Genomic DNA, 15,040 nt, shown 5'->3' on the forward strand with positions numbered 1-15,040 from the left:
GTCGGGGAGACCGGGACCGGCCCGAGTCTCTACAGCACTGTAGAAACTATCAGCCTTCCCCGTCGTCCGAGTCGCCCTCGAAGAAGTCCCCCACCTCGTCGACGACTTCGGCCGCCACCATCCCCCCGGCGATGCCCGCGGCCCCGGCCACGACGGCGGCACCGACCCCGGACTCGTGGCCGTACACCGCGTGGGAGCCGTACGACGCACGGTGTTCGACCAGCTCCTGGATCCAGCCGTCGACGAGGGTGTTCCAGTCCTGCGGGCCGGACGGGCCCTCGTGCGGGACGGTGAAGCGGCTGAGCGCGTCGTGGCCGCCGTGTCCGCCGGGCCCGTCGGCGAAGGGGCCGCCGCGCTTGTCCGCCTCCAGTACCACCTCGAGGGCGCCGGGCACGGCGAGGAAGGTCAGCTCGATCTCGTTGACCTGGTGGGCGTAGCGCGGGGGCGGGGTCAGCTCGACCTCCTGGTAGAAGGGCAGCTGCTGCCCGGTGCCGCCGATGCGGCCGTACTCCAGGTCGGCGGAGCGGAAGCCGAAGCCGAGCTGTCCGAGGGCCTCCAGGACGGCCTCCTGGGCCGGGAGCGGCGCCACGGTCAGCGGGTCCAGGTCGCCCTTGTCCCGGGCGCCGGCGACCGCCAGCTCGGTACGCACGCCGAGCACGATGCCCAGCGGCTGCCCGTGCAGTTCGGTGGCCGGGGTCTCCCAGGGCAGCGGCACCGCGAAGGGCAGGCTGGTCTCCTCGCCCGCCGCGAGCCGGAAGGCGCCGCCGACGACGTGCCGGTCGAAGACGACGACGCCCTCCCCGTCGCCGTGTTCCTCGTGCTCGGTCTCCACGCGGGCCACCAGCTCCAGCGCGACGTGCTCGACGTCGTGGTCGGCGGTGCCGCCGACGAGGCGGACCCGGCCCGACAGCGTGCCCCCCGGCCGGGCGGCGCCCGGGTCGAGGACCGTGTCCACCGTGGGCCCGCCCACGCCGAGGGAACCGAGCAGCCGCTTGAACACCATCGAGGCGTTCACTCCTTCACGTTCGTGCGGGAACTCCTGCGAGAGCACCCGTGGGAACAACCGGAATCCTCCGGCCGTTCTCTACAGGCGAGTAGAAGCATAGGGGTCTCAGGACTCCCGATCTTTTTGCTCGTCCTTTACCATGAGGGAGAACCCTCGGGTGCCCGGCTGGTACCGGCGCCCATCGACCCCGTTAAGGAGTCCCGTTCCGTAATGGAGCCCCCTAGTACCGGCCGTGCCACGGCCGGCCCGCCAGTTCCCCCGTACGTGCGTGAGGGAAGCGGGGTGGCACGGTGACCGAGGTCCTGCTGCTCCTGCTGGCCCTCCTGCTCACCCTCGCCTGCGCGGTCTTCGTCGCGGCCGAGTTCTCCCTCACCACCGTCGAGCGCGGTGACCTGGAGCGGGCCGCCGAGTCCGGTGAGCGCGGCGCCGACGGCGCCCTGAAGGCCGTACGCTCCCTGACCCTCCAGCTGTCCGGCGCCCAGCTCGGCATCACGGTGACCTCGCTGGTCATCGGCATGCTGGCCGAGCCGTCCCTCGCGGTGCTGCTGCGCGGCCCGCTGCGGGCGATCGGCCTGGGCGGCGCCACCTCGACGGTCGCGACCCTGCTCGGCGTGATCGTCTCCACCGTCGTCCTGATGGTCGTCGGCGAGCTGGTCCCCAAGAACTGGGCGATCTCGCGCCCGCTGGCCGTCGCCAAGGTCGTCGCGGGTCCGCAGCGCGGCTTCACCACCGCCTTCGGCCCCTTCATCCGGCACCTGAACAACACGGCGAACCGTTTCGTGCGCCGCTTCGGCCTGGAACCGGCCGAGGAGCTGGCGTCCGCCCGCAGCGCCGAGGAGCTGGTCGCGCTCGCCCAGCACTCGGCCGCGGAGGGCGCCCTGGAGGCGGACTCGGCCGAGCTGTTCGTGCGCACCCTGCACCTGAGCGAGCTGACCGCGGAGAACGTCATGACCCCGCGCGTGGACGTCAAGGCCCTGGAGGCCCACGCCACCGCCACCGACGCCGCGAACCTGTCGCACGCCACCGGCCTGTCCCGCTTCCCGGTCTACCGGGACAGCCTGGACGAGGTCGTCGGCACGGTCCACATCCGCGACGTGCTGGCCCTGGAGCCGGAGAAGCGCCGGACCACCCCCGTCACCGAGCTGGCCACCGCGCCGCTCCTGGTGCCGGACAGCCTGCCCGCCGACCGCCTCCTGGAGCGCATGCGCGCCAGCCGCACCATGGCCGTCGTCATCGACGAGTACGGCGGTACGGCGGGCGTGGCGACCGTCGAGGACATCGTCGAGGAGGTCGTCGGCGAGGTGCGCGACGAGCACGACCCGGTCGAGATACCGGACCTGCTGCCCGCCCCCGCCGACGCGGACGGCCGCGCGGCCTGGGAGGCCGACGGCTCGCTGCGCCTGGACCACCTGGAGCGCATCGGCCTGACCGCGCCGGAGGGCCCGTACGAGACCCTGGCGGGACTGGTCGCCACCCACCTGACGCGCATCCCCGCCAAGGGCGACGTGGTCGCCCTCGACGGCTGGCGCATCGACGTCCTCGACGTCGACCACCACCGCGCCGACCGCCTGCGCGTCACGGCACCCGTGCCGGACGACGCCCGGTCGGCGTACGAGCAGCAGCCGGCCGGCGACCGGTCGGCGCAGGACGAGCGGGAGCCGGCCCGATGACCGTCGTACAGCTCCTCATCGGCGCGCTGACGCTGCTGACCAACGCGTTCTTCGTGGGCGCCGAGTTCGCCATGATCTCGGTGCGCCGCAGCCAGATCGAGCCGCGCGCGAAGACGGGCGACAAGCGCGCCCGGATGACCCTGTGGGGCCTTCAGCACATCTCCCAGATGATGGCCACGGCCCAGCTCGGCATCACCGTCTCCTCCCTGGTGCTCGGCGCGGTCGCGGAACCGGCCATCGCGCACCTGATGGAGCCGGTGTTCGAGGCGGTCCACATGCCGCACGCGCTGGTCCACCCGGTCGCCTTCGCGATCGCCCTGGCCCTGGCGACGTACCTGCACATGCTGATCGGCGAGATGATCCCGAAGAACATCGCGCTGGCCGCCCCGGCGACCACCGCGCTGGTCCTCGGCCCGCCGCTGGTCGCGCTCACCCGCGCCCTGAAGCCGGTCGTCTTCGGCATCAACGCCTTCGCCAACACGCTCCTCAAGCTGCTGCGGGTGGAGCCCAAGGACGAGGTCGAGGCCGTCTTCACCGACGACCAGCTGGCCCGCATGGTGGTCGACGCCAGCGAGGCCGGACTGCTCACCCCGGCCGACGGCGAGCGCCTGCGCGACGCGCTGGAACTGGGCACCCGCCCGGTCGGCGAGATCCTCGTCCCGGCCCAGAAGATGCGCACCGTCCCGCACACGGTCACCCCGGCCCAGCTGGAACGCATGGCCGCCGACGCGGGCTACTCCCGCTTCCCGGTCACCGGCCCCGGCGGCACCGTCCTCGGCTACCTGCACATCAAGGACACCCTGGGCCTGACCGACCGCGAGAGCCCCTTCCCGCGCACGGGCCTGCACCGCGTCACCCGCGTCCGCATCGACACCCCCCTGGACGACACCCTCACCGCCCTGCGCACCGAGGACAGCCACCTCGCCGCGGTCACCGGCGAGACGGGCGCGGTCCTGGGCTTCGTGACGATGGAGGACGTCCTGACGGAACTGGTGGGCCCGACGACGCCGGTGGCCTGACGCCGGGAACCTTCCACCGGCCGGGCTCGTCTCCTCCGGCGACAACGGCATCCGTACCGTCGGAGGAGAAGTCCATGGCCATGGTCGGCCTGTTCTGGATCACTGAGGGCTGTGTGTATCTGGGGGCGAAGCCCGCCGGTACGGCGCCCGGTGTGCGGCTGACCGAGGGCGGGGTGGAGATCCTCGGGGGCGAGCAGGGCGGCCGGTCGTGGGAGTGGGACGAGGTGCGGGGGCTGGACGTGCGGGACGTGGCCGTGCGGTCCGCCGGGCGGCGGCTGGCGTCCATGGCGTTCGACTCGGTCGTCGTGCTGTTCACGGGGGACGGCGAGCAGCCGCCGCTGTTCACGGTGTGCGTGGAGACGGAGGGGGACGGCACGGTCGAGGCGAGCGTTCTGGCTGCCGTCACCGGCGGTATCCACACCCCGGACGAGTACGAGCTCTCCCGTACCCTCCTCGCCCGCCTCGCCGACGGCACCGCCACCGTCGGGGAGCTGGTCGGCTGGCGCCGGGACGAGCCCGAGGACGTCGCCCCCACCAAGGAGCAGCGGTTGGCGCTGCTGCGGGAGTGGACGGCGGCGGCGCCCGTCTGAGCGGCTGCCCCCGCCGCGCTTTCCGGCCTCGTACCCCCTACCGGGGTATCACTCCGGCTTGGCTCTCCAGGGGGACGGCGCGGCAACGCCGGGCACCTAGGCTGGTGGTCATGACCTCAGTGGAGGAGGAGCGCCCGCGTGCGCTGCTCGCGGGGGCTTCGCGGCGGTGGGTGCGGATGCTGCCGTGGGCCGTGGCGTTCGTGCTGTGCGTCGCGCTGATGCCCACGACGATCGTGGTCCTCACCGCCGACTACGGGCTGAACGGCGGCCTCGCGAGCGGACTGGCCATCGCCCAGGCCGCCCCGCTGCTGCTCGCCGTCGTACGGCCGCTGCACGCCTGGTACGTGGTCTTCGCCGCGGACGTGGCCGGTGCGCTCGCCCTGCTCACCGTCGACTTCCAGGAGCGGCTGCTGTGGCCGTTCCCGCCCATGGAGCTCGTCGGGTACGTCGGCCTCTGCCTCGCCCTCGGGCTCCGCGAGCGGCGCCGGACACTGGTGCTGGTGTGGCTGGCGACGGCGGCGGCCAACGTCGGCCTGGTCTTCGTTCCACCCCACGGCACCGGCGCCAAGGACCTGTTGCTCACCATCCTCGGGGGCGTCGCGCTCCTGCTGGGCGGCGCGCTGCGCGAGCGGTACGAGGTGCAGCGCAGGCTGGTCGAGCAGGAGACGATCAGCGAGGCCGAGCGGGGCCGGCGGACGCTGCTGGAGGAACGCGCCCGCATCGCGCGCGAGCTGCACGACGTGGTGGCGCACCACATGTCCGTCATCACGGTGCAGGCGGACACCGCCGAGTACCGGCTCGCGGCGCTGCCGCCGGACGTGCGGCAGGAGTTCACGTCCATCGCGGCCACCGCGCGGGAGTCGCTCGGCGAGATGCGACGCCTCCTCGGAGTGCTGCGCAACGAGGAGGCGCACGGCGAACTCGTGCCCCAGCCGGGCCTCGCGCAGATCGGGCAGCTGGTGGAGGCGACGGCGAGGACGGGCGCGCCGGTGGACTTCACCCCCTGCGCCGCCTCCGGCGGCGTGGAGGTGCCCGAGGCGGTGGGCCTCTCGGCGTACCGGATCGTCCAGGAGGCCCTCGCGAACGTCGTACGGCACGCGCCGGGGGCCCGGACGCAGGTGTCGCTGTCGGTGTCGGACCCCGCGGGCGACGGGGGCGACGGGGGCGACGGGGGCGGGGCCCGGCTCGCCGTTCTGGTCGTCAACGAGCCGCCGCCCGAGCCGCCCGCCGGGCCGCTCGAAGTGGGCGGCACCGGGCACGGCCTGGTCGGCATGCGCGAGCGGGTACGGCTCGTCGGCGGCACCCTCGACGTGGGGCCGCTGCCGGACGGCGGCTTCCGGGTCGCCGCACATCTCCCCCTGACGGAAGAGGACATCACGTGACGACGCGCGTCATCATCGTCGACGACCAGGCCATGGTGCGGGCCGGCTTCGCCGCGCTGCTGGCCGCGCAGAGCGACATCGACGTGGTGGGCGAGGCCCCCGACGGCGCGCGGGGCGTCGAGCTGAGCCGGCGTACGCATCCGGACGTCGTCCTCATGGACGTGCGGATGCCCGAGATGGACGGGCTGGAGGCCGCGCGCCGGCTGCTCTCGCCGCCGCCGGGGGATGGGGGCACCTCCCACGCCCTTCAGGCAGTGGGGGACCACCGGCCGCGGGTGCTGATGCTCACCACGTTCGACGTCGACGATTACGTCTACGAGGCGCTGCGCGCGGGCGCGAGCGGTTTCCTGCTGAAGGACGCGCCGCCCGCCGACCTCATCGCCGCCGTACGGGTCGTGGCCTCGGGCGACGCGCTGCTCGCCCCGTCCGTCACGCGCCGCCTCATCGCGGACTTCGCCAAACAGCGGCCCGTGGCGCGGGGCAAGCCCGCCCTGCGGCTCAAGGGGCTGACGGAACGCGAGACCGAGGTCCTCACCCTGGTCGCCCGAGGCCAGTCGAACACGGAGATCGCCCGGACCCTGGTGCTGGCCGAGCAGACGGTCAAGACACACGTCAGCCGCGTCCTCACCAAGCTCGACCTGCGCGACCGCGCCCAGGCGGTGGTCTTCGCGTACGAGTCGGGGCTCGTGGCCCCGGGGGAGTAGCCCGGCCGGCCCGGCCACCTCCACCTCCACCTCCACCACCGGCCCGGCCCGGCCCGGCCCCCTACCCGGGTATCACTCCCACTTTGGCTCCCGGGTATGACGCCCGGCGACCGGCCGCCCCCGCACTCTTCACCTCGTCACCGACACGCACGAACGCACGGACGAGGGAGACGGCACCATGAGGCTACGCAAGGGCAAGCGGCAGAAGGCGGACGACCGACCCGGGGCGGAGCACCGCCCCGAGGTTCCGGCCGCCACGCCCGGTCTCGCCGTCGAACTGCGCGGAGTGCGGCGGCAGTACGGCCGCGGCGCGGGCGCCGTGCACGCGCTCGCGGGCATCGACCTCGCCCTCCCGCGCGGCACCTTCACCGCGGTCATGGGACCGTCCGGATCGGGCAAGTCCACCTTCCTCCAGTGCGCCGCCGGGCTCGACCGGCCGTCGGCGGGGTCGGTGCGGCTCGGCGGTACAGAGATCACCGGCATGAGCGAGAACGAGCTCACCGAGCTGCGCCGCAGCCGCCTCGGCTTCGTCTTCCAGGCGTTCAACCTGCTGCCCTCGCTGACCGTGGAGCAGAACGTCCTGCTGCCCATGCGCCTGGCCGGGCAGCGTCAGGACCGGGGCCGGGCGGCGACCGTGCTCGCGCAGGTCGGGCTCGCCGACAAGGCGCGGCGCCGGCCCGGCGAGCTGTCCGGCGGGCAGCAGCAGCGGGTGGCCGTCGCCCGCGCCCTGGTCACCGCGCCCGACGTGATCTTCGCCGACGAGCCCACCGGCGCCCTCGACACCGGCACCGCCGCCGAGGTCCTCGGGCTGCTCCGGCACGCCGTGGACACCCTCGGCGCCACCGTCGTCATGGTCACCCACGACCCGGCCGCCGCCGCCTGGGCCGACCGCGTGCTGTTCCTCGCCGACGGCGCCTTCGCCGACCACCTGGAGCGGGGCTCGGCGGAGCGGATCGCGGCACGGATGACCGCGCTCACCGGCCGGGCCCGGACGATGGCCGGGGCGGGCGCCGGTGCCGGTGCGGGGGTGGCGGCATGAGCCTCAAGCCGAACGGTCTCGCCCGCGCGGCCGTGCGTTTCAAGCCCGCCTCGTTCGTGGGCACGTTCGTCGCGCTGATGATGTCGGCGCTGGTCGTCGCGGCCTGCGGTGTGCTGCTGGAGACGAGCATCCGCGCCTCGGTGCCGGCCGAGCGGTACGCGAACGCGTCGGTCGTCGCGGCGGCCGACCAGTCCGCGCGCGTCGTCGCCGACACCGTCGACGGCCCCGAGGAGACCGAGTACCCGCTGCCCGACACCGCCCGCGTGGACACGGGGCTCGCGGCGAAGGCCGCCCAGGTGCCCGGCGCGGCCACCGCCGTACCGGACTTCACCTTCCCGGTGCGCGGCGGCGGCGCCCCGTCGGGCGCGCTCACCGGTCACGGCTGGGGCTCGCACGCCTTCACCGGCACCGAACTGACCCGGGGCACCGCACCGCACGCGGGCGAGGTCGTCCTCGGCGCGGACGCGGCCCGTACCGTCGAGGCGGGCGTGGGCGACACCGTCGTGCTGGAGACGGCCGACGGCCGCGCCGGATTCCGCGTGTCCGGTCTGGCCGAGGCCGGTGCCGGTGACCTCGCGAAGGAAGGGGCGGGCGGCGCGGCAACGGCCTGGTTCGCCGACGCCGAGGCGCCCGTACTGGCCGGGCACCCCGGCAAGGCCGACGCCATCGCCGTCATGGCGCAGGACGGGGTCGGCACGGACGCCCTCGCCGCCGCCGTCGAGAAGGCCCTCACCGGCACCGGCGCGCAGACGCTCACCGGGGACGACCGCGGCGAGGTCGAGGACCACGGGCTGGCGTACGCCAAGGAGACGCTCTTCGCGGTCGGCGGCTCCTTCGGCGGCATCGCCACGCTGGTCGCGGTCTTCACCGCGGCCGGCACGGTTGCCCTCTCCGTCGGCCAGCGCACCCGCGAGTTCGCGCTGCTGCGCGCCGTCGGCGCCACCCCGCGGCAGGTCCGGCGCGCGGTCGCCTCCGAGGCGCTCCTGGTCGCCCCGCTCGCCGGGCTGCTCGGCTGCCTGCCGGGCATCGGGCTCGCGCACTGGTGGTTTGGGCAGATGCAGGACCGCGGGGCGGTTCCCGAGGCGGTCGAACTGCACGTCTCGGGGTTCCCGTTGCTGGCTGCCGTGGGGGTGGGGCTGCTCACGGCGCTCGGTGCGGGCTGGGCGGCCGGGCGCAGGCCCGCGAGGATCAAGCCGGGCCAGGCGCTCGCCGAGGCCTCGGTGGAGCGGCTGCGGCCGGGTGTCGTCCGTACCGTCCTCGGTCTCGCCGCGGTCGGCGGCGGCTCGGTGCTCGCCGGTGTGGCGGCCTCCGCCGCCGGTTCCGACGCGGCCAACGCCTCCCTCGGCGTGGTCATGCTCTTCATGCTGGCCGTCGCCCTGCTCGGCCCGATCCTGGCCAGGGCGTGCGCGGCCCTCTTCGGCCTGCTGCTGCGCGGCGGTGACGCCTCCGCGTCGCTGGCCGCCGCCAACTCCCGTACCAACGCCCGCCGGCTGGCCTCCGCGATCACCCCGATCGTGCTGGCCATGGCCTTCGCCTCGACGCTGGTCTTCATGCACACCAGCGAGAGCCACGTCGCCTCGGAGCAGCTCCGCGACGGCGTCACGGCGGACCACGTCGTCACGAACCCGGCGGGCCTGCCCGCCGGCGCCGCCGACCGGGCCGCCCGCGCGCCCGGCGTCGACGCGGCCGTGAGCCTGCTGGACACCCAGGTGCTGGTGCCCGTCCGGGGCGGCGGCGAGACGTCGCTCCAGGGGACGGCCACCCAGGGCATCTCGGGCTCCGGCGCGCAGCTCGCGAAGGTGCAGGACCTGGACGTGCGCGAGGGCAGCCTGGACCGCGTGGGCGAGGGCCGCATCGCCATCGACAGGACCCTCGCCACCGCCACGGACACCGGCCTCGGCGACAGGCTGTCGCTCTACCTCCCCGACGGCACGAAGGCCGCCCCGGAAGTCGTCGCCGTCTACGGCCGCGGCCTGGGCCTGCCGGCCGTGACCATGGACCGCGCCTCCCTGGACGGGCACGTCACCTCCGCCTTCGCCGACACGCTGCTGGTCAGCGGCGGCGACGCCGGGCCGCTCGCCCCGCTCGGCGAGGTCACCGACGCCTCCGGCTACGCCCTCGCGCAGAACGTGGACCGGGAGTTCGGCGCCTGGGCCAACTACATGATGGCCGCCGTCCTGGGCGGCTTCGCCGCCGTCGCCGCGGTCAACACCCTGGTGATGACGGTCCTGGACCGCCGCCGCGAACTGCACACCCTCCGCCTCGTCGGCTCCACGCGGCGACAGGTGCTGCGCATGCTGGGCTGGGAGAGCCTGCTGGTGTCGGCGGCGGGCGTGGCCCTGGGCACCGCCATCGCCATGATCACGCTGACCCCGATGATGCGCGGCCTGACCGGCGAGTTCCCGCACGTACCCCCGCTGCTGTACGCCGCCTTCGCCGCGACGGCGGCGGCCCTCGCCCTCGCCGCCGCGGTCCTCCCGGCCCGTACGGCACTGCGCGACCGGGGGGCGTGAGACCCGCCGGTCGCGCGGTGCCTGCGGGCCGGGCCGGGGCCGGGTCAGCCCGTGCGCAGGCCCTCCGCCGGAGGGGTGCGCAGGGCGTGGCGGGTGGGGAGTTCGGTGGTGAGGTACGACGTCAGCACCACCGTCGCCGCCACCGCCGGGAGGAGCCAGGCGGGGCCCGCCGGCCACGGGTGGCCGAGGAAGCCCTGACCGAGGAGGGCCAGCGGCACGGCGGACAGCAGGAGCCCGCAGGCCAGGGCCGCGGCGGCGACGACGGCGGCCTCGCGGCGCATCATCGCGCGGATCTGCCGCGGCGTCGTACCGACCAGGCGCAGCGCGGCGATCTCGGTGCGGCGCTGGGCGGTGGCGGCGACCAGCTTGTTGGCGATGCTCAGCAGCAGATAGCCGAGGAGCACCACGACCAGCGCCAGGTTGATCCACACCTCGGGCGGCGTGTCCGCGCCGGTGGTGTCCGGGGCGGTGCTCGCGAGGGCGAGGCCGGGACGGCCGGCGGCCAGGGCGGTGAGTTCGCGCCCCGCCTCCTGCGTGCCGTCGGTGCGGACCAGCACCCGTTGGTCGAGGCCGGTCGTGGTGTGCCCGGCGGCCAGGTCGCGGGAGAGGACGACCGGGCCGAAGCCGAGCCCCCGGTCGTAGACGGCGACGACCCGGGCTTCGACGCGCGCCCCGTCGCCGAGCACCAGGCGCACCCGCTTCCCCAGTCCGGCGTCGCGGGTGCGGGCGGCCTCACCGCTCACGGCGACCGTCGCCCCGGTCAGCCGGTCCAGGCCGCCGTCCGTCACACCGAGGTCCACGACGCCCCGGGCGTCCGGCGCCAGGATCATCGCCGGGGCCGACTCGGCCGTGGGTTCGCCCAGCTCGTCGTACTCCCACACCACGGTGGTCGTCCCGGCCGGCGCGGCGGCCCGCACGCCGGGCACGTCCCGTACGGCGGCCAGGGTGCCGTCGGGCAGCCCGCCCAGCGCCGGGGCGGTCAGCTCGTACTGGGCGAGCGTGCCGGTGCGGGTGTCGTCGGAGGTGGCGGCCAGCACCGTGGTCTGGGTGAGGGTGTAGGTCAGGACGAAGACGATGCCCATGGCCAGCGGGCTGACCACCCCGGACAGGCGCAGGGCGTAGGCCCGTACGTTGGACAGCGCCAGCCACGTCGGGGCGGCGACCCCGGGGCGCAGTCGCCGTACGGCGGCCTCGCCCGCGCTCCTGACCAGCGCCGGGCCGGCCAGCGCCAGGCCGATCGCGGCGAGGATGCCCGCCATGGAGGTGACCGACGCCCCGAGGACCGTCCGGGACAGCAGCGGCACCACCGACAGCGCGCCTGCCCCGACGATCAGCAGCAGCCCGGCCAGGGTCCGCCCCCGCGACGGGGTGCGCGGCTCGCTGCGCGACTCGGCGACCGCCTCGGTGGCCGGCATCCGCGAGGTGCGCCAGGCCGCGCACCGGGCGGAGAGCCGTACGGCCGCCACCATCAGGAGCAGCGTGGCGAGCGCGGGCAAGGGGCTGACGGTGAGGGGCAGTTCGGAGGGGAGCACGTCCCGGTCGGTCAGCAGCTCCCGGAAGCTGCCCGCCAGCAGGTAGCCGGCCGCGATACCCGGGACCAGGGCGAGGGCCGCGACGACCGTCGACTGCGCGGCGGCCAGGCGGCGGATCTGCTTCGGCGTCGCGCCGACGGCCCGCATCAGGGCCAGGTCGCGGCGCTGCCCGGCGATCGTCACGCCCAGCGCGCCCGCGACGACGAACCCGGTGATCAGCAGCACGATTCCGCCCAGCGAACCGGCGAGCAGGATCAGCAGCGAGCGTGCCGACCCCACGCCGGGCGACACCGCCGCGCCCCGGTCCGCGCCGGTGCTCACCTCGAGCCCCGTGCCCGCCACCGCGTCCCGCACGGCGGCGGCGACCCGTTGCCCGGCACCGCCGTCGGCCCGCACTCCGATCAGGTCCACCGTCCCGGCACGCGGGCCCCCGCTGCCCGCGTCCCGCGCGGCCAGCCCGGCGGCCGTTCCGTCGGCGAAGTAGACGCCCGCGCCGGGGGCGTGCACCAGCGCGGAGACCCGGTAGGCCGCCGGGGCACGCCCGTTGGCCACCACCTCCACCCGCTGGCCGACCGCCAGACCCGTACCGGCGTCCACGGCGACCTCGTGCGCGCCGGACGGCGCCCGGCCCTCCACCCGCGGGTCCGCCAGGAGCACCGTCGAGGACCAGCCGTGCCCCGCCGTCCTCGGGTCCTCCGCGACCGGGGTGATCCCACCGCGGGCGTCGGCCAGTGCGGCCGGGAAGCCGATGTCGCCGACGGCGGCGGTGACGCCGGGCAGGGCGGCCAGCCGGTCGACCAGCCGGGCCGGGACCGTCGCCCGCTCGGGCAGCGCGAGGGGCAGGTCCCCGCTCGGACGGAACTCCTGGTCGGCGGCGACCACGACGTCCGCACCGCCGAGCCGTCCGGGCGGCAGCTGCGAACGCAGCCCGGACTCGGCGAGCACGCCGGTGGTGGTGATCAGGGCCGCGCCGCCCAGGACCGCGCACGCCACGGCGATCAGTGCGGTGATGCGGTGCGCGGCCATGCGCAGGGCCAGGTGCAGCATGTCTAGCGCTCCCCCAACGTCACGAGGCGGTCGGCCAGTTGCGGGGCCGACGGCCGTTCCAGGGCCTCGACCACCCGGCCGTCGGCCATCACCAGCACGCGGTGGGCGCGGGCCGCGGCGGCCGGGTCGTGGGTGACCATGACCACCGTCTGACCGAGGTCGTCGACGAGCGCGCGCAGCAGGTCGAGCACCTGGTGGGCGCTGCGCAGGTCCAGTGCGCCGGTCGGCTCGTCCGCGAAGACGACGGCGGGCTTCGCCGCCAGCGCCCGGACGACGGCGGCCCGTTGCTGCTGGCCGCCGGAGAGTTCGGCCGGGCGGTGCGCCAGCCGGTCGGCCAGCCCCACCCGCTCGGTCAGCGTGCGCAGCCAGTCCCGGTCCGGACGGCGTCCGGCCAGGCGCAGCGGCAGCGTGATGTTGTCCTCGACGCTGAGCGAGGGGATCAGGTTGTACGCCTGGAACACGAACCCGACGCGTTCGCGGCGCAGTTCGGTGCGGCGGGTCTCGTTCAGGCCGGAGATCTCGTGCCCGTCGATGCGGACACTGCCCGCCGTGGGGGAGTCCAGCCCGGCCGCGCAGTGCATCAGGGTGCTCTTGCCGGAGCCCGAGGGCCCCATCACCGCGAGGAACGTGCCGTGCTCGACGGTCAGCGACACGTCGTCGAGGGCGCGGACACCGCCCGGGTAGGACTTGGCGACGCGGTCCAGCGCGATGGCGGGCGCCCGGCGCGCGGTGACGGCCGCAGGGAAGGCGGCGGTGCTCATCGCCGACCCCGCAGGGCGCGCACGACGAGGGCACCGACGGCGAGCACGGTGACCACACCGCTGGCCAGGTGGAGCGCGACGGCGGCACCGGTGAAGGAGAGGACCATGTTGGCGGCCGCACTGAGCACGACGACCGTCCACAGCAGCATCCGCAGGACGTCCCCGCGGGGGACGGCGTCCGGACCGCCGCCGGGGGCGGGCGCGGGGGTGGCCCGGGCCGGGCCCAGCCGGTAGGGGTCCTCGCGGTCCCGGCCGTCCTGCTGGTTCCGGTGGTACCGGTGGTCCTGGTGCGTCATGGCTGCGGCCTCCGTCGCGTCGCTCTCGGTCGTCTCCGACGCTATGGAGCGAGGCCCCCCGCGGCCGATCCCGTGGGCCGCCCGGTCCGGGGTACAGCAGGCTGTACTGTCCGGCTCCGCACCCGTCGCCGGCCCGTCCGGCGGCATAGGGTCGGGCACGCCGAGCCCGTCCGGGCCGGGCGTACGGGCGGAGGGAGCCAGGCGGATGACGGTCCCGGTCACGTCCGTGCGGGAGACCGCCGTACGGACCCTGCGCGCGGCCGGTGCGGCGACGGGGCAGCTCGTCGGCGGGCTCGGTACGGCCTTCCTGGGCCTCGGGGTGCTGCTGCTGGCCGCCGTGGCCGCCGTGACCGCGCCGGCCGGCGCGGGGCTGCTGCTCGCGCCGCCCGTACTGCGCGCCCTGCACGCGCTGGCCCGCCGGGAACGCGAACGCCTCGCCCGCCGGGGCATCGACATCGTGCCGCCCGACCCGCCGCCCCACCGGCTCCGGACCGCCCTGGCCGACCCCACCACCCGGCGGGAGCTGGGCTGGCTGGTGCGGCACAGCACCCTGGGGTTCCTGCTGGGCCTGCTCGGGGCGCTGCTGCCGCTCTGCGCCGTCCGGGACACCAGTTTCCCGCTGTGGTGGTGGCTCGTGCCCGAGGAGGCGACGACCACGTCCATCGGCATCGGCACCGCCCACACCTGGCCGGACGCGCTCGCGGCGGTGCTGCTGGGCGTGGGCTGGACCGCGATCCTCCTGGGCCTGGGCCCGGGCATGGCGCGGCTCCAGGCCGCCCCGGCCCGGCGGCTGCTCGCGGCGGGCCCGGACACCGACCTGTCGCTGCGGGTGGCGGAACTGACCGCGACCCGGGCCGCGGCACTGGACGCGCACGCGACCGAACTGCGCCGTATCGAACGCTCCCTGCACGACGGCGCCCAGAACCGGCTCGTGTCGGTCACCGTGCTGCTGGGCGCCGCGCGGCGGATGGCGGGACGGGACCCGGCCGGTGCGGACGAGCTGCTGGAGCGGGCCCAGTCGGCGGCGGAGCAGGCGCTGGCGGAGCTGCGTGCGGTGGCGCGGGGCATCCTGCCGCCGGTGCTGGCCGACCGCGGCCTCGCGGGCGCGCTGTCGGGCCTCGCGGCGGACTGCGGGGTGCCGTGCGCGGTCGAGACGGACGTGCCGGAGCGGTGCGCGGCCTCCGTCGAGGCGACGGCGTACTTCGTGGCCGCCGAGGCGCTCACCAACATCGCCCGGCACAGCGGCGCCGCACGGGCCTCGGTCACGGTCCGGGCCCGGGGCGGGCGGCTGCGGCTGCTGGTCGAGGACGACGGCCGGGGCGGCGCCGACGAGGACGGCGGCTCCGGCCTGACCGGCATCCGCCGCCGCGTGGCGGCCCTGGACGGCACCCTCCGCCTGACCAGCCCGCCCGGCGGCCCCACCGTCCTGGAGGTGGACCTGCCCTGCGGGGGCTGACCTGCGGGCCGCTCACGCCGTCCGT

Annotated in this window: 12 protein-coding genes; 8 read left to right on the forward strand and 4 right to left on the reverse strand. The window is 75.6% G+C overall.

What is annotated here, in order from left to right; translation table 11 throughout:
• Window positions 1-49: 49 nt before the first annotated feature.
• Complete coding sequence (locus tag Sco07f_RS06900) at window positions 50-1,003, reverse strand: sporulation protein (protein ID WP_007451615.1); 954 nt, start codon at window positions 1,001-1,003, stop codon at window positions 50-52.
• A 293-nt stretch (window positions 1,004-1,296) separates the two neighbouring features.
• Here Sco07f_RS06900 and Sco07f_RS06905 point away from each other — a divergent pair, with 293 nt between their 5' ends.
• The 7 genes from Sco07f_RS06905 to Sco07f_RS06935 all read left to right on the forward strand — a co-directional run bounded on the left by Sco07f_RS06905 (window position 1,297) and on the right by Sco07f_RS06935 (window position 9,923).
• On the forward strand, window positions 1,297-2,676 hold the full coding sequence (locus tag Sco07f_RS06905; RefSeq protein ID WP_087790191.1) for a hemolysin family protein: 1,380 nt from the start codon (window positions 1,297-1,299) through the stop codon (window positions 2,674-2,676).
• Window positions 2,673-3,695 carry a hemolysin family protein gene (locus tag Sco07f_RS06910; protein WP_087790190.1) on the forward strand — a complete coding sequence of 341 codons (1,023 nt, stop codon included), beginning with the start codon at window positions 2,673-2,675 and terminating at the stop codon, window positions 3,693-3,695. Before Sco07f_RS06905 ends, Sco07f_RS06910 begins: the two co-directional genes overlap by 4 nt.
• A 74-nt stretch (window positions 3,696-3,769) precedes the next feature.
• Window positions 3,770-4,285: a hypothetical protein gene (locus tag Sco07f_RS06915; RefSeq protein ID WP_108987262.1), complete on the forward strand. Its 516-nt coding sequence runs from the start codon at window positions 3,770-3,772 to the stop codon at window positions 4,283-4,285.
• 110 nt (window positions 4,286-4,395) lie between these two features.
• Window positions 4,396-5,667 (forward strand): sensor histidine kinase, encoded by a 1,272-nt coding sequence (locus Sco07f_RS06920; protein ID WP_174855313.1) that lies wholly within the window; start codon window positions 4,396-4,398, stop codon window positions 5,665-5,667.
• Complete coding sequence (locus tag Sco07f_RS06925; RefSeq protein WP_087790187.1) at window positions 5,664-6,371, forward strand: response regulator; 708 nt, start codon at window positions 5,664-5,666, stop codon at window positions 6,369-6,371. Before Sco07f_RS06920 ends, Sco07f_RS06925 begins: the two co-directional genes overlap by 4 nt.
• A gap of 178 nt (window positions 6,372-6,549) precedes the next feature.
• Window positions 6,550-7,410, forward strand: coding sequence for an ABC transporter ATP-binding protein (locus Sco07f_RS06930; protein ID WP_054103034.1), 861 nt, complete (start codon window positions 6,550-6,552; stop codon window positions 7,408-7,410).
• On the forward strand, window positions 7,407-9,923 hold the full coding sequence (locus tag Sco07f_RS06935) for an ABC transporter permease (RefSeq protein WP_108987263.1): 2,517 nt from the start codon (window positions 7,407-7,409) through the stop codon (window positions 9,921-9,923). Before Sco07f_RS06930 ends, Sco07f_RS06935 begins: the two co-directional genes overlap by 4 nt.
• A 44-nt stretch (window positions 9,924-9,967) precedes the next feature.
• Here Sco07f_RS06935 and Sco07f_RS06940 read toward each other — a convergent pair whose 3' ends face one another.
• Genes Sco07f_RS06940 through Sco07f_RS06950 form a run of 3 tightly spaced genes read right to left on the reverse strand, consistent with a single transcriptional unit; the run spans window position 9,968 to window position 13,559 of the window.
• Entirely contained in the window at window positions 9,968-12,502 is a 2,535-nt protein-coding gene (locus Sco07f_RS06940) for an FtsX-like permease family protein (RefSeq protein WP_108987264.1), read from the reverse strand.
• A 2-nt stretch (window positions 12,503-12,504) separates the two neighbouring features.
• A complete protein-coding gene (locus Sco07f_RS06945; protein WP_108987265.1) occupies window positions 12,505-13,263 on the reverse strand; it encodes an ABC transporter ATP-binding protein in 759 nt (252 codons plus the stop codon).
• The gene (locus Sco07f_RS06950) at window positions 13,260-13,559 is read right to left on the reverse strand and encodes a hypothetical protein (protein ID WP_007452475.1); all 300 of its coding nucleotides are present in this window, start codon (window positions 13,557-13,559) and stop codon (window positions 13,260-13,262) included. The genes Sco07f_RS06945 and Sco07f_RS06950 overlap by 4 nt, the downstream gene beginning before the upstream one ends.
• A gap of 205 nt (window positions 13,560-13,764) precedes the next feature.
• On the opposite strand from Sco07f_RS06950, the gene Sco07f_RS06955 reads away from it, so the two are divergent.
• Window positions 13,765-15,015, forward strand: coding sequence for a sensor histidine kinase (locus Sco07f_RS06955; protein WP_054103038.1), 1,251 nt, complete (start codon window positions 13,765-13,767; stop codon window positions 15,013-15,015).
• The last annotated feature ends 25 nt before the right edge of the window (window positions 15,016-15,040 follow it).

Source organism: Streptomyces coelicoflavus, assembly GCF_003112555.1.
Lineage (GTDB): Bacteria > Actinomycetota > Actinomycetes > Streptomycetales > Streptomycetaceae > Streptomyces > Streptomyces coelicoflavus.

Coding starts and splice junctions, on each gene's coding strand:
- Sco07f_RS06945 (WP_108987265.1), bottom strand. CDS start 13,263: ATGAGCACCGCCGCCTTCCCTGCGGCCGTCACCGCGCGCCGGGCGCCC.
- Sco07f_RS06940 (WP_108987264.1), bottom strand. CDS start 12,502: ATGCTGCACCTGGCCCTGCGCATGGCCGCGCACCGCATCACCGCACTG.
- Sco07f_RS06900 (WP_007451615.1), bottom strand. CDS start 1,003: ATGGTGTTCAAGCGGCTGCTCGGTTCCCTCGGCGTGGGCGGGCCCACG.
- Sco07f_RS06950 (WP_007452475.1), bottom strand. CDS start 13,559: ATGACGCACCAGGACCACCGGTACCACCGGAACCAGCAGGACGGCCGG.
- Sco07f_RS06955 (WP_054103038.1), top strand. CDS start 13,765: ATGACGGTCCCGGTCACGTCCGTGCGGGAGACCGCCGTACGGACCCTG.
- Sco07f_RS06935 (WP_108987263.1), top strand. CDS start 7,407: ATGAGCCTCAAGCCGAACGGTCTCGCCCGCGCGGCCGTGCGTTTCAAG.
- Sco07f_RS06915 (WP_108987262.1), top strand. CDS start 3,770: ATGGCCATGGTCGGCCTGTTCTGGATCACTGAGGGCTGTGTGTATCTG.
- Sco07f_RS06920 (WP_174855313.1), top strand. CDS start 4,396: ATGACCTCAGTGGAGGAGGAGCGCCCGCGTGCGCTGCTCGCGGGGGCT.
- Sco07f_RS06930 (WP_054103034.1), top strand. CDS start 6,550: ATGAGGCTACGCAAGGGCAAGCGGCAGAAGGCGGACGACCGACCCGGG.
- Sco07f_RS06910 (WP_087790190.1), top strand. CDS start 2,673: ATGACCGTCGTACAGCTCCTCATCGGCGCGCTGACGCTGCTGACCAAC.